This window comes from Pseudomonas sp. IT-196MI5 (assembly GCF_949767415.1).
GTDB lineage: Bacteria > Pseudomonadota > Gammaproteobacteria > Pseudomonadales > Pseudomonadaceae > Aquipseudomonas.
The window spans coordinates 260,033-283,290 of record NZ_CATKPZ010000044.1 but is presented as its reverse complement, the minus strand read 5'-3'; the positions used below and the strand labels follow the sequence as shown (position 1 = coordinate 283,290).

The following is a 23,258-nucleotide window of genomic DNA, read 5'->3' as shown; positions in this document are numbered from 1 at the left end:
ACTCGGTGTCGGCTCCTCTTTTCTGGGCACTGAATCATGACCAATAAAGCAAAAAACCGGTCGGACACCGATCCCGATACCGCACGCCAACCCAGCAAAATCTTCCTCGTCGCTCCTGAAGTCGACAACCACACACTGCTGGAGTACGCATGTGTGTCACTGGCATCAGCTAATGCCATGGCGAGCGACTTCGCGAGGAATCTGAACGGAGCGCAAAGCAACACCCTGCTGGGCATTCAGCAGTCGATCATGCTGGGGGAAATGGCGGTGAATCGGGTGTTGGATAACCTCGATCCACCCTGAATCACCCAGGGAGCGCAGGGACACTTCACGTAACGGATCCGGTTTCGTGATTCACCCGATATTGAGCAGAATCGATTTCTTTAGTTGAGTGCCATGGATGCCACTTCTATATCAACCCAAGGAAGGCAGCGTACTGATTTGTGATTTCAGGGGGTATGAAGTTCCCGAGATGATCAAGATCAGACCTGTTGTCGTGATTCGCAAACACAGAACCAACAATTTGTTGGTGACGGTTGTGCCGCTTAGTACAACCGCTCCGGATCATATGCTTGAACATCATCTGGAGCTGCCGAATCATCTGCAGGGAGCAAGTCCGACGTGTTGGGCTAAATGCGATATGGTTGCCACCGTCAGTCTTTCCAGGCTCGACCGGATCAAGAGCCGAGATCGTCGAGGGAAGCGCACTTACGTCATTTTACAACTTGAAACAGACGAGTTTTTTGCGATCAAAGTCGCAGTGCGCAAGGCCTTGGGCCTGTAATCACAGCAAGTTTGATTGAGGCAGGCCAGTTGCTAGCTGTTGTCCGCAGGATGATTTCGGACAATACTGACGGCGTTCCCGAAAGGGGCTTGTGAGACTCTGAGGATCCTGGGCAACCAGCAATCACAGAGCCAGGCAGGTGAAGGGCGATGACAAGCCGACCTGTCTGTGAAGGGGCGCCGAAAGGCGCCCTTTGTCGTTTCTGGCCTTACGACCAGCGCTTGAAAATCAGCGAAGTATTCACCCCGCCAAACGCAAAATTGTTATTCATCACGTACCGATTACTCATCTGCCGAAACTCGCCGCGCAGGTAGTCGAGCTTGCCGCAATGCGGGTCCACTTCATCGAGGTTGAAGGTGTGGGCGTAGAGGTCGCGGTTCATCATTTCAATGCTGAACCAGGACTCCAGCGCACCGCAGGCGCCGAGGGTGTGGCCGAGGAAGCTCTTTTGCGAACTGATCGGCATGTGTTCACCGAACAGGCTGCTGGTGGCCAGGGTTTCGGCGATGTCGCCCTGTTCGGTGGCGGTGCCGTGGCCGTTGACGTAGCCGATGTCCGACGGTTTCAGCCCGGCGTCTTCCAGGGCCAGTTCCATGGCCCGGCGCATGGTGATCTGTTCGGGACGGGTGGTGTGCTGGCCGTCGGCGTTGCTGCCGAAGCCGACGATCTCGGCATGGATGTGGGCGCCGCGGGCCAGGGCGTGTTCCAGTTCTTCGAGCACCAGCATGCCGCCGCCTTCGCCGATCACCAGGCCGTCGCGTGCGGAGTCGTAAGGGCGCGGGCTGCGCTGTGGGGTGTCGTTTTTCAGGCTGGTGGCGTAAAGCGCGTCGAAGACCATGGCTTCGGTCGGGCACAGCTCCTCGGCGCCGCCGGCGAGCATCAGCGGCAGGCGCCCGAACTTGATCGCCTCGTAGGCATAGCCGATGCCCTGGCTGCCGCTGGTGCAGGCGCTGGATGTCGGGATCAGGCGGCCGGTGAGGCCGAAGAAGATGCTGATATTGGCTGCCGTGGTGTGCGGCATCATGCGCACATAGGAGTTGGCGTTCAGGCCTTCGGCCACCGAGTTGAGCAGCATGTTGCCGAACGCCTTGATCTCGTCGGTGCTGCCGGTCGAGGAGCCGCAGGCGACGCCCATGCGCCCGTCCTTGATCGATTCGTCACCCAATAATCCGGCGTCGGCCAGTGCCAGTTCCGACGCGCCGACGGCCAGCCGTGATACCCGGCCCATGCTGCGCAGTTGCTTGCGGGTCCAGTGGCCCGGCACTTTGAAGTCATCGATGGGTCCCGCCAGGCGCGTGTTGAGCTCGGTAAAACGATCCCACTCGTCCATCCGGCGGATGCCGCTGCGGTTGGCCGCGAAGTTACCGGCGATGGTCTCCCAGTCGCTGCCCAGTGAGGTGATGCCGGCCATGCCGGTGACGACGACGCGCTTCATCAGCACAGGCCTCCGTTGACGGCCAGAACCTGCCGGGTGATGTACGAGGCTTCCGCCGACATCAGGAAATTCACCGCGCCGGCCACCTCTTCAGGGGTGCCCATGCGTTGTGCGGGGATCATTTTCATCAGTTCTTCCACCGGCACGTTTTCGTCGAGCATGGCTGTGTCGATCAGGCCGGGGGCGACACAGTTGACGGTGATTTTGCGCTTGCCCAACTCGATCGCCAATGCTTTGGCCGCGCCGATCAACCCGGCCTTGGAGGCGCTGTAGTTGACCTGACCACGGTTGCCGATCAGGCCGGATACCGAGGTGATGCAGACAATCCGCCCGGCGGCGCGACGACGAATCATCGGCATCATCACCGGGTGCAGCACGTTGTAGAAACCGTCGAGGTTGGTGCGCATCACCACATCCCAGTCTTCCTCGCTCAAGGCCGGAAAGGCTCCATCGCGGGTCAGGCCGGCATTGAGCACCACGCCGTAATAGGCGCCGTAGGTTTCCACGTCGGCTTCGAGAATTTCCTTGCAACGAGCGCGGTCGGCCACATCGAACTGCAGGATGCGCGCACGACGGCCCAAGGCCTCGACTTCGGCCTTGACGGCTTCGGCGTCCGCCAGGCCGCTGCGGCAATGCAACACGATGTCGTGCCCGGCCTGGGCCAGGCGCAAGGCGATGGCACGGCCGATGCCACGGCTGGAACCGGTGACCAGTACGGATTCAGTCATCACTGGACTCCTTCGGGTTCATGGAGATATTGAGCGGCCTGGGGTGGGCGATACACGTTTAGACGAGCGCTGACGTGTATGCCGGGGGCGTTGATGTGGCACTCGAACACGCCCATGCCGTTGTCGTCTTCCAGGGAGCGAATCCCGTGGATGGTCAACTCGGTGCCGGCCGGGAAGCTTTCAACGTTGCATTCGAACTTTCGGCTGCCGAGCAGGAAACCCAACTCCACCGCATCACCGCGCTGGCGCGCATGGCAACCGGCGAAGGCGGCCACGCTCTGGGCCATCAGTTCGATGCCGACCCAGGCCGGCAGGCTGCCGTCGGGGAGATTGAACAGGCCATCGGGCTTGACGGTCAGGCGCGTGTGAATCTGCTCTTCATCGAACGCCAGGATCCGGTCGATAAGGATCATGTCGCCAGCGTGGGGCAGCAGTTCGGCGAGCGGCCAGTCAATCATGGGGCGTCTCCGATAATCAGGCTGACGTTGTTGCCACCGAAGGCAAAGGAATTGCTCATCAGGTAGCGGGGTGCAATGGACGTCAGGCGAGTGGCCGGGGTCACCCATTGCAGCGGTGGCAGTTCGGGGTCGGGCTGTCCGTCCCAGACGTGGGGCGGCAGGGCATGCTCGCGATAGTCCGGGCTCAGGCTCAACCAGCAGAACGCCGCTTCCAGCGCCCCGGCGGCACCGAGGGTGTGGCCGGTCATGGGTTTGCTCGACGAACAGGGCACGCCGGCCGGGAACAGCGTCGCCACGGCCTGGCTCTCCATGGCGTCGTTGTGCTGGGTGGCGGTGCCATGCAGGTTCAGATAAGCGATCTGCTCCGGCTGCAGGTTGGCGCGGCCCAAGGCTTTGCGCATCGCTTGCAGGGCGCCGCGACCGGTCGGCTCCGGGGCGGATATGTGATGCGCATCGGAGCTGGCGCCGCTGCCGAGCAAGGCAATCGGTTGGCTGTCGCCTGCACGTTTGGTCATCAGGAACAGCACCGCCGCTTCGCCAATGTTGATGCCATTGCGGTTCACCGAAAACGGATTGCAGCGTTGTTCCGAGACCGCTTCCAGCGCCGAGAAACCGTTGAGGGTCAGCTTGCACAAGGTGTCGACACCACCGCACAGCACCGCGTCGCAAATGCCCAGGTCCAACAGGCGCTGGGCGCTCATCAAGGCTCGGGCGCTGGAGGTGCAAGCTGTGGAAATGACATAGGCCGGCCCGCTCAATTGCAGCCATTCGGCGAGGAAGTTCGCCGGCGCCCCGAGCTCCTGTTGCTGATAGTCGTACTCGGCAGGGAACTGCTTTTCACGCAGGTAATGCGCCAGGCTCTGGCTGGCCTCGTCGATACCCGAGGTGCTGGTGCCCAGCACGACACCGATGCGGTCGCGGCCGTAGGTCTGGATTGCGCTGTCGATGTCCGGGCGGATTTGCAGCGTGGCCTCCAGCAACAACTGATTGTTGCGACTGTGATGGCGCGACAGGTCGGCTGGCAGGGTTGCCAGTTTGCCCTGGACCGCACCGACCGGCAGCGTGCGTTGCGGCACCCACCCGGCTTGTTCGCGCATGCCGCTGCAGTCGCCGGCAAACAGGTTGCGGGCAACTTCCTGCTTATCGCGGCCTAACGCGCAGACCAATCCGAGGGCATTGAGGTAAGCCGTCATGGTGTTTCACCGCTCAGGGGGGTGACTTGATAGGCCGGACCATGCGCAAGCTTCAATTCAAAATTCTGCGGTTGTGCGTAGCGGATGTCCCAACGTTCGGGCAGGGACCGTTGTCTGCCGTGCTGCCAGGCGCCGGGATAGTTGGCCGCCAGCTCATCTTGCGGCGTCAGCGCAAACAGCAGCGCCGCGAACAGTTCGCGGGCTCGCGGATTGGGTGGCAAGAAACCATCGGACTCCCAGGTTTTGTCGATCAACTTCTGGCGGGCCTGGGGAATGCCCAGCAGGTCCATCATCGACCAGCGAATACCCGCCTCTTCATGCTGGATCACCAGTATCCAGTCCTGGCGATCGTCGGGCTGTAAGAGCTGGATGTGCAGTTGCAGCGGCAACGGCAGATCCGGATTGTGCACGGGCAGCGGCGCCCGACCGGCGCAGGCGCTCAAAAGCAGGGCTACGGCAAGTAACAGAAATCGCATAACACCGGTTACCCCTGTGGGAGCGAGCTTGCTCGCGATGGCGGCGGTAAATCCGGCATATCCGCTGGCTGACCCACCGCTATCGCGAGCAAGCTCGCTCCCACAGGTTGTGCAGTTCAAGTGACGGGTAATGAACATCACACAGTTCCTTCAAAAGGTTTGCGCGCCACCACATTGACCAGGGTTTCTTCCCGTTGGCCAAAGGGTTTTGGCTTGCACACACCCAAGTGTTCGAGCAGACCGAAATCCTTGGCGCGACTCCACCACAGGTACGGATAAGACACGTTTTTCTCGGTAAATTCGAAACCCTGCTGGCGAATCATTTGCAGATACTGCGCGGCGCTTTTCTGCACATGCATCGGGTGGCGGAATAACCAGCGGATCACCCAGGTATCAATGTAAGCCTCGGTGGATTCTGCGAACAGCAGATAACCGCCGGGTTTGAGCACGCGATAGAACTCGGCCAGTGCCTGTTCCTGCTCCACCAGATGATGGAAGGTCTGGTGACAGAACAGCAGGTCGATACTGGCGTCCGGCAGCTTGAGGCTGGCGCAGTCACTGCCGATCAACTCCACTTTCATGCCCTGGCGCGCCGCTTCTTCGCGACTCTGGTCCAGGCTGTGGGGATCAGCATCGACGCCAATCAGACGAGCGGGCGCGAAGGCCTGGCGCAGCAGCGGGAATGACTTACCCTGGCCACAACCGGCATCCAGCAGCACCGGGCTGACAGGCAGCGCTTCGCTGAACAGGCTACGCAAATCGTCGATCGCCAACCGCAGCACATAGTGTTGCCAGATCTGGCTGCGCAGGAACCACAACCCGAAACGGGTTTCTTCGACGTAGTGCTCGCTCAAGTAGTTCATGACGCAGCCCTTGCACAGAACTCCGATATCACCTTCAACCGGCGCCGGGCTTCGCTGACGAACGGGTTGCTTTGATCCCAGGCGTATCCGGCAAGTATGGAGCTGATCATCCTGCGTATTTCCGGCGAGCTGCCCTCGTGGAAAATCACGTCCTGGAAGGTCCCCGCGTACCAGCCTTCGACATAGCAACGGAATGTGTCGACGCCGCGCTTGAGCGGTTCGGCGAACTCGGTTTGCCAGTCGACGGCCTCGCCTTGCAGCTGACGGTGCAACACCCCGGCGGCCATGCTCGCCGAACGCATGGCGATGGTCACGCCGGAGGAAAACACCGGGTCGAGGAATTCCGCGGCATTGCCCAGTAGCGCGAAGCCCGGGCCGTGCAGGGTTTTTACGTTGGCCGAGTAACCGCCGATGGTTCGCGCCTCGGTGTCCCACTGCGCATTTTGCAACACGCTGGCCAGGCTTGGCGTCTCGGCGATAAAGCCGCGCAGGCACTCGTCCAGATTGTCGCTGCGGCCAGCGAAACGTTCCTCGGCGGCGACCACGCCGACCGAGCAGCGCCCGTTGCTGAACGGGATGGTCCAGAACCATACGTCGCGCTGGGTCGGATGAGTGGTCACCAGGATCTTGCTGCGATCGAATGACGGGAGGTCGATATGGTCTTCGACGTGAGTGAACACCGCCTGACGCACCGGGAAACTCGACGGTGCTTCAAGGTCGAGCAAGCGCGGCAGCACGCGGCCGTAGCCACTGGCATCGAGCAGGAAATCGGCTTCGATGCGGTACTCGCTACCGTCCTCGCGGCGCACGCCGAGCTGCGGTTTTCCGGGCTCAATGTCGACGCTGACGATGGTTTCGCCATAGCGGATCTCCACGCCTTGCAGCGCTGCCTGATCGGCCAGCAGCTTATCGAAATCGGCGCGCTGGACCTGAAAGGTCGTCGACTTGCCGTGGCTGAACGTCTCGCCGAAATCGAAGGCGCTGTAGCGCTCGCCCCAGGCAAAGGCGGCACCGGTCTTCACCTGAAAGCCGGCCGCGTTGACGGCGTCGAGCATGCCCGCTTCCTCGACGAAGTCCAGGCAATGGGCCAGCAGGCTCTCACCGATGGAAAACCGCGGAAAATGCTGACGCTCGATCACCAGCACATCGTGTCCCTTGCGCTTGAGCAACGCGGCGGCGATGGCACCGGAAGGGCCGGCGCCGATGATCACGACCTGGCGGCATTCCATTTCAACGGTTGGCATGAGGGCTCCTTGCCGGGACAGCGGCTTTCAGGGGGATTCGGTGCATGCCGGTCAGGGCTGGCAGCAGTGTAGCGATCAGGCCCATCAGCATCAGGGCAAAGTACAGCGGCGGGCTGATGAGTTGCTGTTGCAGCAGCAGGTTGAGAAAAACGATCTCGCTCAAGCCGCGGATGTTCAGCAGCACACTTTCCCGCCAGCGGCTGGCGCCCTGGAACGAAGCCCCGGCCCAGCCGAGGCCGAGCCAGTTGCCCAGCAGTTTGCTCAGCATCGGCAACAGCAGCAGGGCCGCCAACTGCGTCCAGCCGAGGCTGTCGATCGCGCTGTGCACGTTGATCTGCACGATGCCGAACGTGAGGATCAGCGGGATGGCGATGTACGTCTGCAAGCGGCTCATCCACATGGCCGGCAACGGCAGTACCAGCGGTGCTTTCAGCGCGGCCATGATCAGCACATAACCTATGCCGAAAATCAGCGCATTGAGCTTGTAGTGCTCGGCGACGACCAGCAGGGCGAAAAAGCACAGACTGTAAAGCCATGTCTGGCGCAAACCGAGCAACCGCAGCAGCACCGGCAGGCACGCGCCGGCCAGGGGCAGCAACAGGCTGCTCAGGTGCAGGCTGCCCTGGGCGATGCCGAACAGGGTCCAGCAGGCGAGGTCGATGAGGATCGCGGTTTGCACCAGACGCCGGGTGGCGGCGGGTGGGTAATCGATGTGCCGCAGGTACAGGTACAACACCGGGATCGCAGTGATGGCGAACAACAGGCCGACGGCCAGCGAGCTGATCCACGGCTGCGGCGGCAACAACCAGACCGCCGTGGCCAGGCCGCAGGCAAACGGAAGGCAAAAGCTGGGCAGGGCGATTTTCAGGCTCTGGCGATCCAGTTGCAGGTCGATCACATCGCTGAGGATGTAGCCCAGCAACAGGGCAAAGCTCAGGCTGTAGAGGTTCTTCAGCCAGCCCGGTGACACCAGCAGCGCACCGCTTAACTGCCATTGGGGCTCGATCCAGAAATACATCAACAGCGGCAAGCCGAGGGTCGCCAGCAACAACTGGCTGACGATGGGAATCAGGCCGAAATGCCGGCCGACACGGGTCGCCACCGCGAACAATGCCAGCGCCATCGCCCAGAACAGCACGACCATCACGTTGCCCGCTCCACGGCCGCAGCCCCATGCGTCTGTCGACCGGCCCACGGCGCGAGCAGGAAGCTGAAGATCAGGCCCAGGCTCACCGACAACCCGAAGTTGCTTACCGCCGGGGTGCTCGATACCGCCAGCAAACCGAATGACAACCAGGTGGTCAATGCTGCCAGCAGGGTGCCCAGCAGGCTCACGGCCGCGCCGCCGACCTGTTCGCGCATCAGGATCGCGTAATCGACGCTGATCGCCGTCACCAGCAGCAGACCGAACAGACTGAACAGGGTCAACGGCTGCCCCAGCCAGCCGAGGCTGGCCAGGCTGCACAACGCCGCCAACAGGGGCAGGGACACGATACGCAACGCGCCGCCGAGGCCGAATGGCAGGATCAGCACCAGCACGATCAGCACGCAGGAGGCGAGTTTCAGTTCCGCGGCACTGATTTGGGTGGCCGCGAAGACGTTGTTCAATTCACCCAGTCGATCCACCAGTGTCACGCCGGGTAAGTCCTCACCCTGGAGCCGCAGCAGGGCCGGGTTGTTGATGCCTTGCAGGCTGACTATCGCCGCCACGCCGTCATCGGTCGGCCCCAGCCACAGGGGGCGGTAGGGTTCTGCCAACGGGCCGCTGAGCGCTGCGTCGATGTCTACGATCGGCAGTACCTGTAGCTTTGTCAGCTCCGCTTGCAGTGCCTCGGCCGGTATGCCGATGTCGAGCAACGGTTGCCAGAACGACGGCAGTTTGCTCAATGCTGCGCGCACCTGTTGCTGTTCGTTCGGCGGGCTGACCAGTTGATTGAGCGACAGATAACCCTGGAGCTTTTCCAGGCCAATCAATTGATCCAGTCGCGCTCTCAAGGCGGTCTGGCGTTCGAGCAGTTGCTGCTGGTTGGCGGCGCGTATCAGGAAGAACTGGCTGGTGGGTTGATAGCCGGTGATCCGGGCAATCGTCCGGGCTTCGTCGGTCAATTGTTGTGGCGCACTGATCCACTGGCGGATGTCGTTTTTGCTGCCGAGCTGTAACAGGCCACCCACGCAAAAGGCGATCAGCAGCGCCAGCAAGACGGGTGTTTTCGCCTGTTTGAGCAGCGCTTCACGACAGTCCAGCAACAGCTCGCACATACGCAATGGCCACTGCGCCGGGCGCAGGTCTACGCCCTTGAGCAAGGCCGGCAGCAGGCACACGGCAGACAGATAAGCACCGAGCAAGCCGGCGGCAGAGAACGCGGCAATCTGGGTCAGCGCCGGGAAGGGGGTCCAGGCCAGGGCCAGATAGCCGATACCGCTGGTGATCAGGCTCAGGGTCAAGCCGGGCAAGGTCATGCGCAGGGCAGGCCAGCTGTGCCAGGGCTTCAGGCTCCAACTCTTGGACAGGTAGTGCAGCGGGTAATCGACCGCGACACCGATCAGGCTCGAACCCAGCACCAACGTCATCACGTGCATATGGCCGAACAACGCCACGCAGGCCACCGCTCCGAAGAGCATGCCGACCACCACCGGCACGAACGCCAGCAAGACGCGCCAGCGCCGGAAGGCTAATAGCAGCAGCAATAAAATCCCGACGGTGGCACCGCCCCCGACCCAGGTCATCTCCCGGGCAGCCTGCTGTTGCCCGTTGGCGGCGTACAACAAGCCGCTGGCGGCGAGCAGTTGCACGTCGTGCCGGGCGGCTTCTTCGCGACTGCGCTCGAGCAGGTCGGCCACTTGCAGCGGCAGGTTCATGTCGAAGGCGTTGCCGGTGGTGCGCGCGCGCAGCAGTACCCAGCTCTTGCCATCGGCATCGGCGACCAGAGCGCCGCTGCCGATGTCCAGTTGCACCGAACCGCGTTGCGGCTGGCTGTTCTGGATACGCCCGGTCAGGCCGAGCCAGTCGTCCTGGCTCGGCACCAGGCTGTAACCGTTGAACGGGTCGAACAAGGCCTGCACCCGTTGCTGGATAAAGGTGCCGGGGTGCTCGATCAGCAGTTGTCGGCCCGCCGCCTGGAGCATCGCCAGGCGACCTTGCAGCAACTGCGTGCGCAGCGCCGGCAAGTCGGCTTGCAGAGTCCATTGGACCTTTTCGAACAGTCCGCTGGCCTGCCATTGCTCGCCGAGGGTCTGCGCCATGGCAACGGCCTGCTGGCGATCGGTGTGGCCGACCAGCACCAGCATTTCGCGGTTCAGCGGTTCCTGCATGCGCTGTTCGGCGCGCAGTTCCAGGGCATCGGGTGCCGTACCGGGTACCAGTTCCATCAGGTTGGCCGACAGCGGCGCGGCGTCACGCCATTGCCAACCGGCGAGCGCCAGTACGGCCAGCAGCAGGAGCAGAAACAGCCGTGGCAACCACCGTTCACTCGGCAAAGTCATGTTGCTCCGCATCGCTCAAGGATTGGGTGCCGGTGCTGTCCTGCATGCGCAACAACGTGCTGTCGCCCTGGGTTTCGAGCAGTTCGATGCTGTGCACCAGTTCTGCACCCGTTATGTTGATCTGGTTGAACACCTGCTTGAGTAGCATTGAGCGTGGCAGCAGCGTGAGCTTCCAGTTCTGCGCATCGCCGCTCAGGGACAATTCGAAATCCCGTTGCAGGCCGCTGCTGTCACCTTGCAGCACGGCCAGGAACAATCGGTTCTGCTCGGCACCGGCGCTTTTGCCCGGCAGCATTTGCCAGACAATGCCGTCACGCCGGGCAATGCCTTTGGCGGTGATGCGATAGTCCTGTCGCAGTGGCGTTTTCAGCAACCACAACAAGCCGTGGTTTTTTGCCAGGACGAAGGTGCCCTTGCTGACCAGCGGCTGGGGCAGGGCGCGCAGGTGTTTTTCCTGGGTGAAACTGCCATGGATCACCTCGGGCCGGGCCAGTTGATCGCTGAGCTGTTGCAGGTCGAAGGCATGGGCCAGTCCAGGAATACCCAGTAGCACGCAGAACACTGTAGGAGCGAACTTGCTCGCGAAAAACCTGAGGAAGCCGCGGGGTGTCAGGTGCCCAGTGTCATCGTTAACGACCATCGCGGGCAAGCCCGCTCCCACAGGGGAACGTGGGTGGCAGAAAATCATGGCAGGGCCCTCTCTACCGCATCGGTGAAGACCTTCGGCGAGGCCAGCTGCATCTCGCGGCTGGCGAGGTCGACGGCGACCTGTATCGACAGGGCCCGGGTCAAGCGTTCACCGGTTTGCAGATCGCTGATCAGGTAATTGATCTTCAAACGGTTCTCCCACTCCACCAGGTTGGCGCGCACGTTCAGTGTCTGGCCGAACACCGCACCGCGCACATAGCGCAATTGAAGGTCGATCACCGGCCACGCATAGCCTGATTCGTTCATCGCGGTGTAGTTGTGGCCGATCCTGTCCAGCAGTGCACAGCGGGCGACTTCCAGGTATTTGACGTAATGGCCGTGCCAGACCACGTGCATGCTGTCGACGTCAAAGAACGGTACGACGATTTCCGTGTCGGTGTAGATAAATCCCTTGCTACGCATGCAGCCTCCAGTGTTGTTCGGCGATGCGTTGCAGGCACAGGCGCAATTCGCCTTCCAGCGCGCGGTCTTCGATGACCGGCGGGAAGTCCTTGGCCAAGGCTTCATGCATGGCGGCCAAAGCAGGTGGCAGGGGGCGTGCATCTTCGGCCTGGCCGCGCAGCCAGACGCCCTGATTGGCCGCCAGCAAGGTGGCGGCCGCCACCTGTTCGGTGAGCTCCAGAACGCGGATCGCATCGCGGGCGGCGATGGTGCCCATGCTGACCTTGTCCTGGTTGTGGCATTCGGTGGAGCGCGAGAAGACGCTGGCCGGCATGGTGTTCTTCAGCGCTTCGGCGGTCCAGGCACTGGTGCCGATCTGCACGGCCTTGAAGCCGTGATTGAGCATGGCGCGGTCAGCCGTGGCGCCGGACAGGTTGCTCGGCAAACCATGGTTGTAGCGTTCGTCCACCAGCAGCGCGAGCTGCCGATCCAGCAGGTCGGCGACGTTGGCCACGAGGTTCTTCAGGCTGTCCATGGCGAACGCGATGTGCCCGCCGTAGAAGTGCCCACCGTGCAGCACGCGTTCGGCTTCGGCGTCGATGATCGGGTTGTCGTTGGCGCTGTTGAGCTCGATCTCGATGAACGAGCGCAGCCAGTTCAGGCTGTCGGCCAGCACGCCCAGCACATGAGGCGAACAGCGCAGGGAATAGCGGTCTTGCAGGCGATGCAAGGGCGCGGTCGGCGCGTCGATGGCCAGATCCTGGCGCAACCACGCGGCGACTTGCATCTGCCCCGGGTGTGGCTTGGCGGCGAACAGGCGCTCGTCGAAGTGCTCCGGGTTGCCTTGCAGGGCGACCACGTTCAGCGCGGTGATGCGTGTGGCCAGATGCAGCAGGTAATCGGCCCGGGCGTAAGCCAGGCAGGCCAGACCAGTCATCACGGCGGTTCCGTTCATCAACGCCAGGGCTTCTTTCGGACGCAACACCAGTGGTTGCCAGCCGAGTTCGCGGTGCACATCGGCAGCCTGCCGGCGTTCGCCGCGGAACATCACTTCACGTTCGCCGGACAGCGTGGCGGCCACGTACGAAAGCGGCGTCAGGTCACCACTGGCGCCCACCGAACCTTCTTCCGGAATCAGCGGCAGGATGTCGTGCTCAAGGAACGCCTGCAGGCGCTCCAGCAGTTCCACACGCACCCCGGAAACACCATGGCACAACGACTGCAAACGCGCCGCCAGTACCGCGCGGGTGGCCTGGGCGTCGAGCAGTTTGCCCAGCCCGCAGCCGTGGAAAGTGAACAGATGACGGGGCAGCGCCTCGACGTGATGCAGCGGCACCGCGACCACGCAGGAGTCGCCATAACCGGTGGTCACGCCGTAGATCACGCCTTCCTTGTCCAGCAGCGAGTCGAGAAAACGCGCGCCCTTGGCGATGCGCTCGCGGTAGGCGGGATCGCTTTGCAACTGCGTCGGCACCTTGCGGTTGGCCAGGGCCAGCACGTCTTCAATGCGCAAAGGGCGTTCGCCGAAGGTTACCGGCTCAAGCGTTGGCGTCGTCATCGGTCTTCCAGAAAGGGTAAAAGTTGAACCATTGTTGGGGCGCTTCGAGGCAATAGTGACCCAAGCGTTCGGCGTAGCGGGAGGCCCACTGATGAATGACCTGCTCGCGGTCGCTGCGCTTCCAGGTGATTGCCTCGGCGAACGGCTCAATGGTCAGTCGATAATCGCCGTCGGGCTTTTTCAGGCACAGCAGCAGGTTGATCGGGCATTTCAGCAGACCGGCCAGCAGCCACGGGCCCTGGGGGAACCTGGCCTGATGACCGAGGAAGTCCACGGACACGCTGCGCCCACCGTGCAGCGGCACACGGTCCCCGGCAATTGCCAGCCACTCGCCACGTTCCAGGCGCTCGCTCAGTTGCAGCATGATCCCGGGGTCCAGTTCGCTGACCTGAATCAGGCGCAAATTGGTCGCCCCGGCCTCACCCAGCAAACGGTTGAACTGTTCGGCGTGCTTGGTGTGCACCAGCACGTTCATCGTGACTTTCTCGCCGATCTCCGCCAGTGCGCGGCAGACTTCCAGATTGCCCAGGTGTGCGCCCACCAGCATCTGCCCGCGGGCACCGCGCAACTGGTCGCGCAGCAGCGCCGGGTCGATGATCTCGATTTGTTCGATGCTCAGCTTGCCGTTCCATACGTCGAGTTTGTCGAGCATGGAGTCGGCGAAAGCCATGAACTGGCCGAATACCCGCCAATGGCTCGGGCGCAATTCGCTGCGACCGCTCCAGTCGGTCAGGCGTTGCTGGTATTGCCAGGCACTGTGTCGGGCGCTGCGGCCGAACAGGAAAAAGTACAGGACGATGCCGTACAGCAGGGGACTCAATAGCCGACGCCCCAGCACTTTGGCGCCGAACGCGGTGAGCTTCATCAGCCAGAAACTGCCCCGTTCTTCGCGGTCGGCCCAGTGTTGTTTGTCTACGCTCATGCCCGCCACCGTCGCCAGAGGATCATGGGCGAGCGCAGCAACATGCCGAAGAACAGCCGTGTGTGCATGCTGGAAATCAGCACGTTGTCGTGGAACATCCGAAAATGCGAAACGCCGTCCAGCGGGTAATGAACTTTGGTTTGCAGCCATTGCATCGGCTGATTGCGCCAGGCCAGGCGCACCAGAATGTCTGAGTCGAAGTCCATGCGCTTGCCGATTTTCGCTGACTCGATCAACGCCAGAACCGGCGGCAACGGGTAAACCCGGAATCCGCACATGGAGTCGCGAATCCGCAACGACAAGGTGTTGATCCAGACCATGACGTGGGTCAGGTAGCGCGCATACAAACGGCCTTTCGGCACGCTGGCGTCATATTGCGGATAACCGCAAATCACCGCCTGTGGGTGACGGCGTGATTGTTCGATGAAGCGTTGGACGTCCTGCAAATCGTGCTGGCCATCGGCATCCACCTGCAAGGCATGGCTGAAACCCAGGCGCGACGCTTCGCGCAAGCCGGTCATGACCGCGCCACCCTTGCCCTGGTTTTCGGCGAGGCGAATCAGGTAAACCATTTCACGCTGGGCCAGACGGTCCAGCACCCGGGCGCAGCGCGGACTGCTGGCATCGTCCACCAGAATGCACGGCAGTTGGCTGGCGATCAGGGCATCGACCACCGTGGTGATCGCGTCTTCGTGGTTGTACACCGGGACGATGGCGCAGGGGCTATGCATGCGCGACCTCCAGCAAGATCCGCCCGCTGGAGCAAGTGGCGGTTTCGTTGCGATAGGCGAAATACAATTTGCCGCGCGCCAGGTCGAAGCGCAGGTGCAGCTGGATCTCATCCCCCGGGCGCACCAGTTGCTGGAACTTCAAGACTTCCATGCCGGCGAATTTTTCCGGCAGGTTCATCAGTTGCTGGCCCAGACTCAGCGCCCAGTCCACCTGCACCACGCCAGGCAATACCGGTGCCGTGGGGAAATGACCGCTGAAATAGGCCAGGTCTGGTGGCACGGCCAATTGCAGGCTCCATTCGCCATTGCTTTCGACTTGCTCCAGGACCTCCGCGGCTTTGGGGCGCGGCGCCAGCAGCAGGGCGTCGACGTCGGCCTGGGGCAGTTTGCCTTGAGTGTTCAGCGGCAGTTGTCGCAGCAGGCGCCAGCGTCTTGGCAGGGCCAGGGCTTCGCAGTGTTGGCTCAGGTGTTGGCGCAATTGCTCGGTGAGACTGCGTCGACCCTGATTGCGCAGCACATGCAAGCCGGCCTCGCTCAGCACCAGCAACGCCCCCAGGGAGGCGCGGTTTTCCTGAACGACGCCGAGCCGCGCTTCGACGACCCATTCATGGGCCGTCAGCGCCTGTTCCAGCATCGGCAGCGAGATGCGTTTTTCTTCCAGTTTGACGATCCGGTCCAGTCGCCCGAGCAATTCGAAGCGCCCATCGACGGCGATGCGCGCTGAGTCGGCAGTCTGTTCGACAACGCCACTCGGCAAATACGGCGAAGCGATCAGCAGCGCTCCATCACTGTCTTGAGTCAACGTGACTTCGGCAAACGGCCGCCAGAGTTCAGCGCCCTGACGCCAGGCGATGCCGCCGGTTTCCGAACTGCCGAAAATTTCCGTTGGCCATTGCCCCAGACGCTCATGCAGGCTCTGTGCAGCCTCGACCGGCAATGCGCCGCCGGAGGAAAACACCCGGCGTACCGCGCTCAAGGCAGGCCAGTCGAGGTTGTCGCCCATGCGCTTGAGCAGCGCCGGGCTGGCCACCCAGGCGAAGGCCGGGTGCTCGCGGCTGGCGCGTTGCAGGTCTTCTGGAAAGGCCAACTGTCGACGCACGAACGGCCGCCCGGCGCACAGCGGCCACAGCACCCGAAACAGCAGACCGTAGATGTGCTGGGTGGCGACGCTGCCAATGATGCACGCCGGGCCCAGGTCGGCGCCCCACAGCTGTTCCAGGGCTTCGACTTCATTGGCCAGTTGGCGCAGGTTTTTTTCGATGCGCTTGGGTTCGCCACTGGAGCCCGACGTGCACAGGCTGAGTTGGCATTGATCGAGATCCAGCGCGGCGGCACTGAGAGGCGGCTGTTGGAAATCGCCAAGGTGCGCATCGCCGGGCTGATCGGTCAGCCACAGATCAACGTCATCCGACCAACGTTGGCGAGTCTGCGGTTGCAGGTCAGACGGCAGCAACACGCTGACCCCGGCACGCCAGGCGCCAAGCAACACGATCGCCAGATCGGCGGCATCCTCCAGGTGCACGGCCATCTGCCGGACACCCCGGGCTTGCAGGCCGGCAGCCAGGCGCAGCGCCTGTTCGCGCAGTCGGGCGTGATCCAGTGCCGGAGCGGTCGTTACTGCGCGCTCCCGCTGAGCCTTGAGCAGCAGGTGCTCAAGTTTTATCCAATTCATGGGCGGCCTCGTACCCTTTGTCGAATGAGCCATTCAATGGCAAACATCAGGCCTATCAATCCGTAGGAAATCAGGCCGGTGTACAGCGTCCACCAGCTCAGCGGCGCCCAGAGGGTCAGGGCGGCGGCGCACAGACCGTTGCAAAGAAAAAAAACGCTCCAGGCGATGGTTACCTGACGGGTATAGCGAATGCCCTCGGCCGGCAATTGCGGTTCGCGTACCCGGGCCAGGCGTTCAACGATCGGTGGGCCGAATGTCAGACTCGATCCGAACAGCGCCAACATGAAGGCGCTGATCAACACTGGATACCAACGCAACAGCGCCGGGCTGTCGAACAGTGCCAGCAACAGGCAGAACACTATGGCCACCGTGGCCATCCACAGGCTGCCAGGCCGACGTTTGCCGGTCAGTGCCCGGGCCAGCCACAGTCCGCCCAGCAGCAGGCCGAACTGCCACGGGGCGAAATGCTCCATGCCGAAATACACCGCAAAGGGATACAAAAGGCCCGCCAGCAGCAGGCCGAGGCCAATCAGTCGATTCATGCGGCCGGTTGAACCAGACGGTAGACCGCCTCGACCACGTCACTGACGGTACGCACCGATTTGAATTCTTCGGCGGCGATTTTCTTGCCGGTCTGACGTTTGATGTGATCAATCAGGTCGACCGCGTCGATGCTGTCGATTTCCAGGTCCTGATACAGGTTGGATTCCAGGCTCACACGCTCGGGGTCCAGTTCGAAGAGCTCGACCAAGGCATCGCGCAGGGTGTTGAAAATGTCGTCACGAGTTTGCATGGTCCGGTCTCAAGCTGCCTGTTTTGCGGTGACGAACGCTGCAAGGCTCGCCACGTTACTGAAGTGATTGCGCGTGTCCTTGGCATCGGCGTCGATCTTGATGCCGTATTTTTTCTGGATGGCCAGGCCCAGTTCCAAGGCGTCCACCGAGTCCAGGCCCAGGCCTTCGCCGAACAGGGTCTGGTCGTTGCCGATGTCGTCGGCACTGATGTCTTCCAGGCCAAGGGCGTCGATGATAAGCATTTTGATATCACGTTGCAGATCGCTCATCTTCGGCGAGCTCCTTAATAAAGTAAGAATGTAGATAATCGTTGAGCTTGCGCGAGGCCTGCGGAGCCGGCCCCTGCGTGGCGAAAGTCTGTGGGTCTATATCGGCCCCGACCCGGAAACTGAAGTGCACGCGCCGCTTGGGGATGCGATACCAGGGCTCAGCCTTGGTCAATGTGGTCGGGCTGACCTTGATAATGACCGGGGTGAGGATTTTCGCACCCCGCAGGGCGATTGCCGCGCCGCCCCGATGAAAGGCCGGCGTCTGGCCGGGCCGGGTGCGCGTCCCTTCGGGGAAAATGATCAGGGTCTGGCCGTCTTTCAATGCGTCGGCGGCCGCGTCGAGCATGTCCATGCTGCCGTCGTTGCTGATGTATTCGGTGCAGCGCAGCGGTCCACGGGTGAAAGGGTTTTCCCAGAGGCTTTGCTTGACCACACAGTTGGCGTGACGCACCAGGCCGATCAAAAACACCACGTCGATCAGCGATGGGTGATTGGCCATGATCATTTGTCCGGGACGACCGAGTTTTTCCGCGCCTTCAATGTTGTAGGTCAGCACGCCGGTGCGGGCCATGAAACGCACGAAAATCCAGAAACAGCGGCTGACCGTTTGCCGGGCCCGCAGCCGATGGGTCCGGGCGTCGCCCGGCAGGCAGTTCAGCACAGGGAAAATCACCAGGCGCAGGCACAGCCCGCCCAGCCCGAACAGGGCAAAGCTCGCGGCGGTGGCCAGCAAGCGCCAGTAGTAGGCGTCGCGGTTTTTCTCGGTCACAGGTTGCGTTGCCAGGTCCATACACGATTTTTCCAGGCATGTTGGCAGGTGGTTTGCTGGCCGAGCAGCATACGCAACAGATTCAGCGCGTGTGGCCAGCAGGGGTTGGACAACGCATCCGTGGGGCTGTTCAGGGACAACCGCCAGTCGGTACCGGGTGTGATCAGCAAGCCGACGGCATAAGGGAACGGCACGTCGTCGATCCAGGTCGAGTAAGCCTCGGGCGGCCGCTCTTCGGTGACCACCAGCAGTACCGCGCCAGCGCCTTCCGCCAGCAGCGCGGCAGCTTCCAGCATGCCGTGTTCCAGGCCATCGCCGGCGGCAGCCAGGGCGGTCATTTCGCTGGTTTCACCACGCATGATCGACCACAAGCCAATAATCGCGTTATGCACCGACAAGCTGAACCGGGTCGGCGACAGCGGCTGATCGGTGGCCAGGTCGCTGAGAATGTCGACGGTGCGGGGCGTTTCGCCGTGACGGGAAACAAAGACCAATGGCAGATCCTGCCGACCTTCGGCCAATGGCCAGCCGACACTGAAGACCATCCGCGCCAGGCGGCTCAGACGCCGACGCTGCATGGCCGGCAGAAACGAAACGTCGGGAACGGCATCGCTGTCCGGCAGCACGACCGGTTGTCGGCACCAGGCCTGCCAATCGCTCACGCTTTCAAGCCCCGGGGCCCAGGCGCGCCATTGGGCGATGTTGAAGTTGATCACAGACATTCATCCCACCCTCACGGGCTTACTTGACGCGGGGGAGTTGCCGAGAGCCGAGACTCACCCTGCGTGGCGTTTGGCGCCGAGTGGCGCGCATTATCCCGGTGCCGGGAACGTGTAGCAAATGCTGGTTACATTTTGCTCAATAAGATGAAGCGGCTGACCCGAAGAAATTGAACGATTGGTAATTATTCACAATTTTTTTACTCCGTCTGTCGGTTCTGGCGTTGAGTCACCGGGCCGTTCAGGGCTTTTCAAGCAGGAAAAGGCAACTGACTGTGTAGTCCCTGTGCCGGCAAGGTAGCGAAGCAACGCGGTGGGCCACTACACTCGGTCATTCTTTGATACACGGAGGTTTTGACATGCGGCGCGTGGTGTTCAATCAGAAAGGTGGCGTTGGCAAATCCAGCATCGCCTGCAATCTGGCGGCGGTCAGTGCCAGCGAGGGTTTTCGCACCTTGTTGGTGGATCTCGATGCCCAGGCCAACTCCACTCAGTACCTGACGGGGCTCACCGGTAGCGAAATCCCGATGGGCATCGCCGACTTCTTCAAGCAGACGCTGTCTTCAGGGCCGTTCTCCAAAAAGAATCAGGTCGACATCTACGAAACCCCGTTCGATAACCTCCATGTCATTACCGCCACCGCCGAGCTGGCGGATTTGCAGCCAAAGCTTGAAGCCAAACACAAGATCAACAAGCTGCGTAAGCTGCTTGAAGAGCTGAGCGAAGACTACGACCGGATTTACCTCGATACTCCGCCAGCGCTGAATTTTTATGCGGTTTCAGCGTTGATTGCCGCCGATCGTGTGCTGATCCCCTTCGATTGCGACAGTTTTTCACGTCAGGCACTGTACGGGCTGATGGCGGAAATCGAAGAGTTGAAGGACGACCATAACGAAGGCCTGGAAGTCGAAGGCATCGTCGTCAACCAGTTCCAGGCCCGCGCCAGCCTGCCCCAGCAAATCCTTGACGAACTGATTGCCGAAGGCCTGCCGGTGTTGCCGGTGTACCTGGCCAGCTCGGTACGCATGCGCGAGTCCCACCAGGCCAACACGCCGCTGATCCATCTCGACCCGCGGCACAAGCTGACGCAGCAGTTTGTCGAACTGCACAACCTGCTGGAAAACGCCTGATCCTGGTCGGCTACATAGAAACACTGTGGGAGCGAGCTTGCTCGCGATGAGGGCTTCACATTCAACATCTCTGTTGACTGATACACCGCCTTCGCGAGCAAGCTCGCTCCTACAGCCCCTGGCTACGCAACCAGCTCATCAATTGCGGCAACGGGAAGGCCCCGCTCTGCCGGGCAACTTCCCGGCCGTTCTTGAACAGAATCAGGCTCGGAATCGAGCGAATCCCCAATTGTGCCGACAACTGCTGGTTCGCCTCGCTGTCCAGCTTGGCCAGTCGACACTTGCCCTCCAGTTGCCCGGCGGCCTGCTCGAACACCGGTGCAAACGACTTGCACGGCCCGCACCAGTCCGCCCACACATCCACCAACAGCGGCAGATCGCCCTTGATCTGGCTGGCGTAGTCGCCTTGCTTCAATTCAAACGGCTTGTTCAGCAGGACTTCAGCCTTGCAGCGACCGCATTTTGGATGATCGTCGAGACGCGTGGCGGGTATGCGGTTGAGGCCGTTGCAGTGGGGGCAGGGGATGTGGAGTGGGTCGGTCATGAGCAAGATCCAATGGGAAGCTGATAACACCTAGTTGGAGACGTTTGCTTATATTTTCAATCGTGCAGCGACAGGCAATAAAACTAGGCTGAGGGAAGGATCCGATTGAGACCGTTGGTCTGCCCGGGTGTATCGCAACTTGCGATAAAAAATCCATGTGTTTAACTCATCCATAGCAGAATGCGATAAGGATGTTGCATGCGAGTGTTTTCCGAAAAACGAATCTGGGACGCCAAGGAAAAGTGGCCGCAGGCGGCCAGCGCACTGGACCAGTGGTATCGAATGGTAAAGCGCATCAAGCCAAATGATTTTGCGGCGATGAAATCTTCATTTCCCGCGATCGACAAGGTCGGTGAGTTTCACGTTTTCGATATTGGCGGTAACAAATTACGGCTGATCGCCTATGTTCGGTATCAGCATCAAAAAATCTACATCAAGCATGTGCTGGATCACCGCGAATATGACCGCGGTAAATGGAAGGAGGGAAGAACATGAGCGTTCTGATCAAAAACGCGGCGGAGCACTGGGAGTTCGTATCGCCATTGCTACGCAAACCCAAAAATGAAGACGACTATGACACGCTGGTGCAGGCACTCGACGAGTTGCTCGAGATGACCGGAGTTGACGAGTCGCATCCCCTGATGAGTCTGGTGGACATCATCGGTGACTGGATTGAGGAATGGGACCACAAGCATCACCCCATGCCCGAAGCCACAGGTGCCGAAGTGCTTGGTTACATGATGCGCGAACATGGATTGACTCAAAGCGACCTGCCTGGCGTCGGCCCTCAGTCGGTCGTTTCGGAGATCCTGAGCGGCAAGCGCCAGCTCAACCTGCGGCAGATCCGCTGGTTGGCCGAGCGATTCAATGTGCCAGTAGACGTCTTTATCTGACCCGCCTCACGACGAACAACTGATCTCCAGATGCTTGCCCCATTCCGGCGGCCTCTCTGCATAGTTTTCCATCCCCGGCTGTTCCTCGAACGGGTTGCTCAGCACTGCGTGCAGCCGGCGGACTTCCGAGTAGTCGCCGCTCTCTGCTGCATCGATGGCCTTTTGCGCCAGGTAGTTACGCAGGATGTACAGCGGGTTGACCGCGTGCATCCGCTGGCGGCGCTGCTGTTGATCAAGGGTGCCTTCACGGGCTACCCGGGCGACGTAGAGTTCGCCCCAGGCATCGAAACCCTTGAGGTCGATGAAATCATCACGCAAGCGGGTGATGGCCTGTTGCGGTGCTTCATCACCCAGGCGACGGAAAAACAGGCTGTAGTCGACGCCGCTGTTTTGCATCAGTTGCAGCAGGCCCTCCAGCAACTTCTGGTCGTCGTCTTCGGCAGTGGTCAGGCCGAGGCGGCGGCGCATCAGGTCCAGGTAATGGGCCTGGAACAGCGGCAGGTACAGGCCGAGGGTTTCGCGCAGGGCTTCGACGCTGATGAACGGCGTCAGGGCCTGGGCCAGCGCGCTGAGGTTCCACTGGCCAATCGGCACCTGGTTGCTGAAAGAGTAGCGGCCCTGGTCGTCGGAGTGATTGCAGATGAAATTGGCGTCGAAGTCGTCGAGGAAGGCGAACGGGCCGAAGTCGAAAGTAATCCCCAGGATCGACATGTTGTCGGTGTTCATCACCCCGTGGCAGAAGCCATAGGCCTGCCATTTGGCGATCAGTTCGGCATTGCGCTCGACCACTTCGCGGAACATCGCCAGGTACGGCTCCGGTTGCTCCAGGCACTGCGGGAAGTGCATGGCCAGCACGTGCTCACCCAGCACTTTCTGCTGCTCGGGGCGTTGGGTGTAGTAGAAATATTCGAAGTGGCCGAAGCGTACATGGCTTGGCGACAGACGCAGGATCATGGCCGCGCGCTCCTGCTTTTCGCGCCACACCGGGGTGTCGGAGCCGATCACGCACAGGGCGCGTGTGGTCGGGATGTTCAGGGCTTGCAGGGCTTCGGACGCGAGGAATTCGCGGATCGACGAACGCAGCACCGCCCGGCCGTCGCCCATGCGTGAAAACGGTGTCTGGCCGGCGCCCTTGAGGTGCAGGTCCCAGTGTTCGCCGGCCTCGTTGTACACCTCGCCGAGCAACAGGCCGCGACCGTCGCCCAGTTGCGGGTTGTAGGAGCCGAACTGATGCCCGGAATAGACCATCGCCCTGGGAATCGCATCGGCCCAGAGCTTGTGGCCGCTGAACAGTTCGGCGAACTCCGGGGTTTCGGCCGCGGCCGGGTCGAGGTCCAGCAGCGCCATGGCGGCGGGGCTGGCCACCACCAGGCGTGGATTATCGATGGGCTCGGGCAGCACATGGGCGGAAAACGCATCGCCCAGGCGGTCGAAGCGATTATCGAAAGTGAGTTCGTCGAGGGCTTTCAAGGGCCGGCTCCAGCAGAATGTCCGAGCATTCTGC

General features: G+C 61.6%; 27 protein-coding genes. 5 read left to right on the top strand and 22 right to left on the bottom strand.

Translation table 11 applies throughout. The features are described 5' to 3' along the window. The first annotated feature begins 36 nt into the window (after positions 1-36). Together ACM6IK_RS22235 and ACM6IK_RS22230 are read left to right on the top strand one after the other, a co-directional pair. Positions 37-303: a DUF6124 family protein gene (locus ACM6IK_RS22235; RefSeq protein WP_414876016.1), complete on the top strand. Its 267-nt coding sequence runs from the start codon at positions 37-39 to the stop codon at positions 301-303. A 97-nt stretch (positions 304-400) separates the two neighbouring features. Next, on the top strand, positions 401-784 hold the full coding sequence (locus ACM6IK_RS22230; RefSeq protein ID WP_218429703.1) for a type II toxin-antitoxin system PemK/MazF family toxin: 384 nt from the start codon (positions 401-403) through the stop codon (positions 782-784). A gap of 208 nt (positions 785-992) precedes the next feature. Here the strand turns inward: ACM6IK_RS22230 and ACM6IK_RS22225 are convergent, their stop codons facing one another. Genes ACM6IK_RS22225 through ACM6IK_RS22130 form a run of 20 tightly spaced genes read right to left on the bottom strand, consistent with a single transcriptional unit; the run spans position 993 to position 19,190 of the window. Further along, positions 993-2,219: a beta-ketoacyl-ACP synthase gene (locus tag ACM6IK_RS22225; protein ID WP_218429704.1), complete on the bottom strand. Its 1,227-nt coding sequence runs from the start codon at positions 2,217-2,219 to the stop codon at positions 993-995. Beyond that, on the bottom strand, positions 2,219-2,947 hold the full coding sequence (gene fabG / locus ACM6IK_RS22220; RefSeq protein ID WP_414876015.1) for a 3-oxoacyl-ACP reductase FabG: 729 nt from the start codon (positions 2,945-2,947) through the stop codon (positions 2,219-2,221). Before fabG ends, ACM6IK_RS22225 begins: the two co-directional genes overlap by 1 nt. Next, complete coding sequence (locus ACM6IK_RS22215; RefSeq protein WP_414876014.1) at positions 2,947-3,405, bottom strand: hotdog family protein; 459 nt, start codon at positions 3,403-3,405, stop codon at positions 2,947-2,949. Before ACM6IK_RS22215 ends, fabG begins: the two co-directional genes overlap by 1 nt. After that, entirely contained in the window at positions 3,402-4,598 is a 1,197-nt protein-coding gene (locus ACM6IK_RS22210) for a beta-ketoacyl-[acyl-carrier-protein] synthase family protein (RefSeq protein ID WP_414876013.1), read from the bottom strand. The genes ACM6IK_RS22215 and ACM6IK_RS22210 overlap by 4 nt, the downstream gene beginning before the upstream one ends. Beyond that, positions 4,595-5,212, bottom strand: coding sequence for a hypothetical protein (locus ACM6IK_RS22205; protein WP_414876012.1), 618 nt, complete (start codon positions 5,210-5,212; stop codon positions 4,595-4,597). Before ACM6IK_RS22205 ends, ACM6IK_RS22210 begins: the two co-directional genes overlap by 4 nt. Then, a complete protein-coding gene (locus ACM6IK_RS22200) occupies positions 5,212-5,937 on the bottom strand; it encodes a class I SAM-dependent methyltransferase (RefSeq protein ID WP_414876011.1) in 726 nt (241 codons plus the stop codon). Before ACM6IK_RS22200 ends, ACM6IK_RS22205 begins: the two co-directional genes overlap by 1 nt. After that, entirely contained in the window at positions 5,934-7,181 is a 1,248-nt protein-coding gene (locus ACM6IK_RS22195) for an NAD(P)/FAD-dependent oxidoreductase (protein ID WP_414876010.1), read from the bottom strand. The genes ACM6IK_RS22200 and ACM6IK_RS22195 overlap by 4 nt, the downstream gene beginning before the upstream one ends. Continuing rightward, on the bottom strand, positions 7,168-8,325 hold the full coding sequence (locus ACM6IK_RS22190) for a sodium:proton antiporter (protein ID WP_414876083.1): 1,158 nt from the start codon (positions 8,323-8,325) through the stop codon (positions 7,168-7,170). The genes ACM6IK_RS22195 and ACM6IK_RS22190 overlap by 14 nt, the downstream gene beginning before the upstream one ends. Next, positions 8,325-10,664, bottom strand: coding sequence for an MMPL family transporter (locus tag ACM6IK_RS22185; RefSeq protein ID WP_414876009.1), 2,340 nt, complete (start codon positions 10,662-10,664; stop codon positions 8,325-8,327). Before ACM6IK_RS22185 ends, ACM6IK_RS22190 begins: the two co-directional genes overlap by 1 nt. Continuing rightward, positions 10,648-11,352, bottom strand: coding sequence for an outer membrane lipoprotein carrier protein LolA (locus ACM6IK_RS22180; protein WP_414876008.1), 705 nt, complete (start codon positions 11,350-11,352; stop codon positions 10,648-10,650). Before ACM6IK_RS22180 ends, ACM6IK_RS22185 begins: the two co-directional genes overlap by 17 nt. Next, positions 11,349-11,774: an acyl-CoA thioesterase gene (locus tag ACM6IK_RS22175; RefSeq protein WP_414876007.1), complete on the bottom strand. Its 426-nt coding sequence runs from the start codon at positions 11,772-11,774 to the stop codon at positions 11,349-11,351. The genes ACM6IK_RS22180 and ACM6IK_RS22175 overlap by 4 nt, the downstream gene beginning before the upstream one ends. Further along, positions 11,767-13,311 (bottom strand): HAL/PAL/TAL family ammonia-lyase, encoded by a 1,545-nt coding sequence (locus tag ACM6IK_RS22170; RefSeq protein WP_414876006.1) that lies wholly within the window; start codon positions 13,309-13,311, stop codon positions 11,767-11,769. The genes ACM6IK_RS22175 and ACM6IK_RS22170 overlap by 8 nt, the downstream gene beginning before the upstream one ends. Beyond that, positions 13,292-14,233, bottom strand: coding sequence for a glycosyl transferase (locus ACM6IK_RS22165; RefSeq protein ID WP_414876005.1), 942 nt, complete (start codon positions 14,231-14,233; stop codon positions 13,292-13,294). Before ACM6IK_RS22165 ends, ACM6IK_RS22170 begins: the two co-directional genes overlap by 20 nt. Continuing rightward, positions 14,230-14,964: a glycosyltransferase family 2 protein gene (locus tag ACM6IK_RS22160; protein ID WP_414876004.1), complete on the bottom strand. Its 735-nt coding sequence runs from the start codon at positions 14,962-14,964 to the stop codon at positions 14,230-14,232. The genes ACM6IK_RS22165 and ACM6IK_RS22160 overlap by 4 nt, the downstream gene beginning before the upstream one ends. Beyond that, entirely contained in the window at positions 14,957-16,636 is a 1,680-nt protein-coding gene (locus ACM6IK_RS22155; RefSeq protein WP_414876003.1) for an AMP-binding protein, read from the bottom strand. Before ACM6IK_RS22155 ends, ACM6IK_RS22160 begins: the two co-directional genes overlap by 8 nt. Then, positions 16,633-17,178, bottom strand: coding sequence for a hypothetical protein (locus ACM6IK_RS22150; RefSeq protein WP_414876002.1), 546 nt, complete (start codon positions 17,176-17,178; stop codon positions 16,633-16,635). The genes ACM6IK_RS22155 and ACM6IK_RS22150 overlap by 4 nt, the downstream gene beginning before the upstream one ends. Further along, the gene (locus ACM6IK_RS22145; RefSeq protein ID WP_007992314.1) at positions 17,175-17,429 is read right to left on the bottom strand and encodes an acyl carrier protein; all 255 of its coding nucleotides are present in this window, start codon (positions 17,427-17,429) and stop codon (positions 17,175-17,177) included. Before ACM6IK_RS22145 ends, ACM6IK_RS22150 begins: the two co-directional genes overlap by 4 nt. Before the next feature lie 9 nt (positions 17,430-17,438). Then, positions 17,439-17,699, bottom strand: coding sequence for a phosphopantetheine-binding protein (locus ACM6IK_RS22140; RefSeq protein WP_414876001.1), 261 nt, complete (start codon positions 17,697-17,699; stop codon positions 17,439-17,441). After that, the gene (locus ACM6IK_RS22135) at positions 17,680-18,489 is read right to left on the bottom strand and encodes a lysophospholipid acyltransferase family protein (RefSeq protein WP_414876000.1); all 810 of its coding nucleotides are present in this window, start codon (positions 18,487-18,489) and stop codon (positions 17,680-17,682) included. Before ACM6IK_RS22135 ends, ACM6IK_RS22140 begins: the two co-directional genes overlap by 20 nt. After that, positions 18,465-19,190: a beta-ketoacyl synthase chain length factor gene (locus ACM6IK_RS22130; protein ID WP_414875999.1), complete on the bottom strand. Its 726-nt coding sequence runs from the start codon at positions 19,188-19,190 to the stop codon at positions 18,465-18,467. The genes ACM6IK_RS22135 and ACM6IK_RS22130 overlap by 25 nt, the downstream gene beginning before the upstream one ends. 356 nt (positions 19,191-19,546) lie before the next feature. On the opposite strand from ACM6IK_RS22130, the gene ACM6IK_RS22125 reads away from it, so the two are divergent. Beyond that, complete coding sequence (locus tag ACM6IK_RS22125) at positions 19,547-20,317, top strand: ParA family protein (RefSeq protein WP_414875998.1); 771 nt, start codon at positions 19,547-19,549, stop codon at positions 20,315-20,317. 109 nt (positions 20,318-20,426) lie between these two features. On the opposite strand, the gene trxC is transcribed toward ACM6IK_RS22125, so the two are convergent. After that, complete coding sequence (gene trxC / locus ACM6IK_RS22120) at positions 20,427-20,861, bottom strand: thioredoxin TrxC (RefSeq protein WP_414875997.1); 435 nt, start codon at positions 20,859-20,861, stop codon at positions 20,427-20,429. Positions 20,862-21,059: 198 nt separating this feature from the next. Here trxC and ACM6IK_RS22115 point away from each other — a divergent pair, with 198 nt between their 5' ends. Beyond that, entirely contained in the window at positions 21,060-21,356 is a 297-nt protein-coding gene (locus ACM6IK_RS22115; protein ID WP_095943234.1) for a type II toxin-antitoxin system HigB family toxin, read from the top strand. After that, entirely contained in the window at positions 21,353-21,754 is a 402-nt protein-coding gene (locus ACM6IK_RS22110; RefSeq protein WP_218475921.1) for a helix-turn-helix domain-containing protein, read from the top strand. Before ACM6IK_RS22115 ends, ACM6IK_RS22110 begins: the two co-directional genes overlap by 4 nt. 6 nt (positions 21,755-21,760) lie before the next feature. Here ACM6IK_RS22110 and selO read toward each other — a convergent pair whose 3' ends face one another. Beyond that, positions 21,761-23,224, bottom strand: coding sequence for a protein adenylyltransferase SelO (gene selO, locus ACM6IK_RS22105; RefSeq protein ID WP_414875996.1), 1,464 nt, complete (start codon positions 23,222-23,224; stop codon positions 21,761-21,763). Positions 23,225-23,258 lie beyond the last annotated feature (34 nt).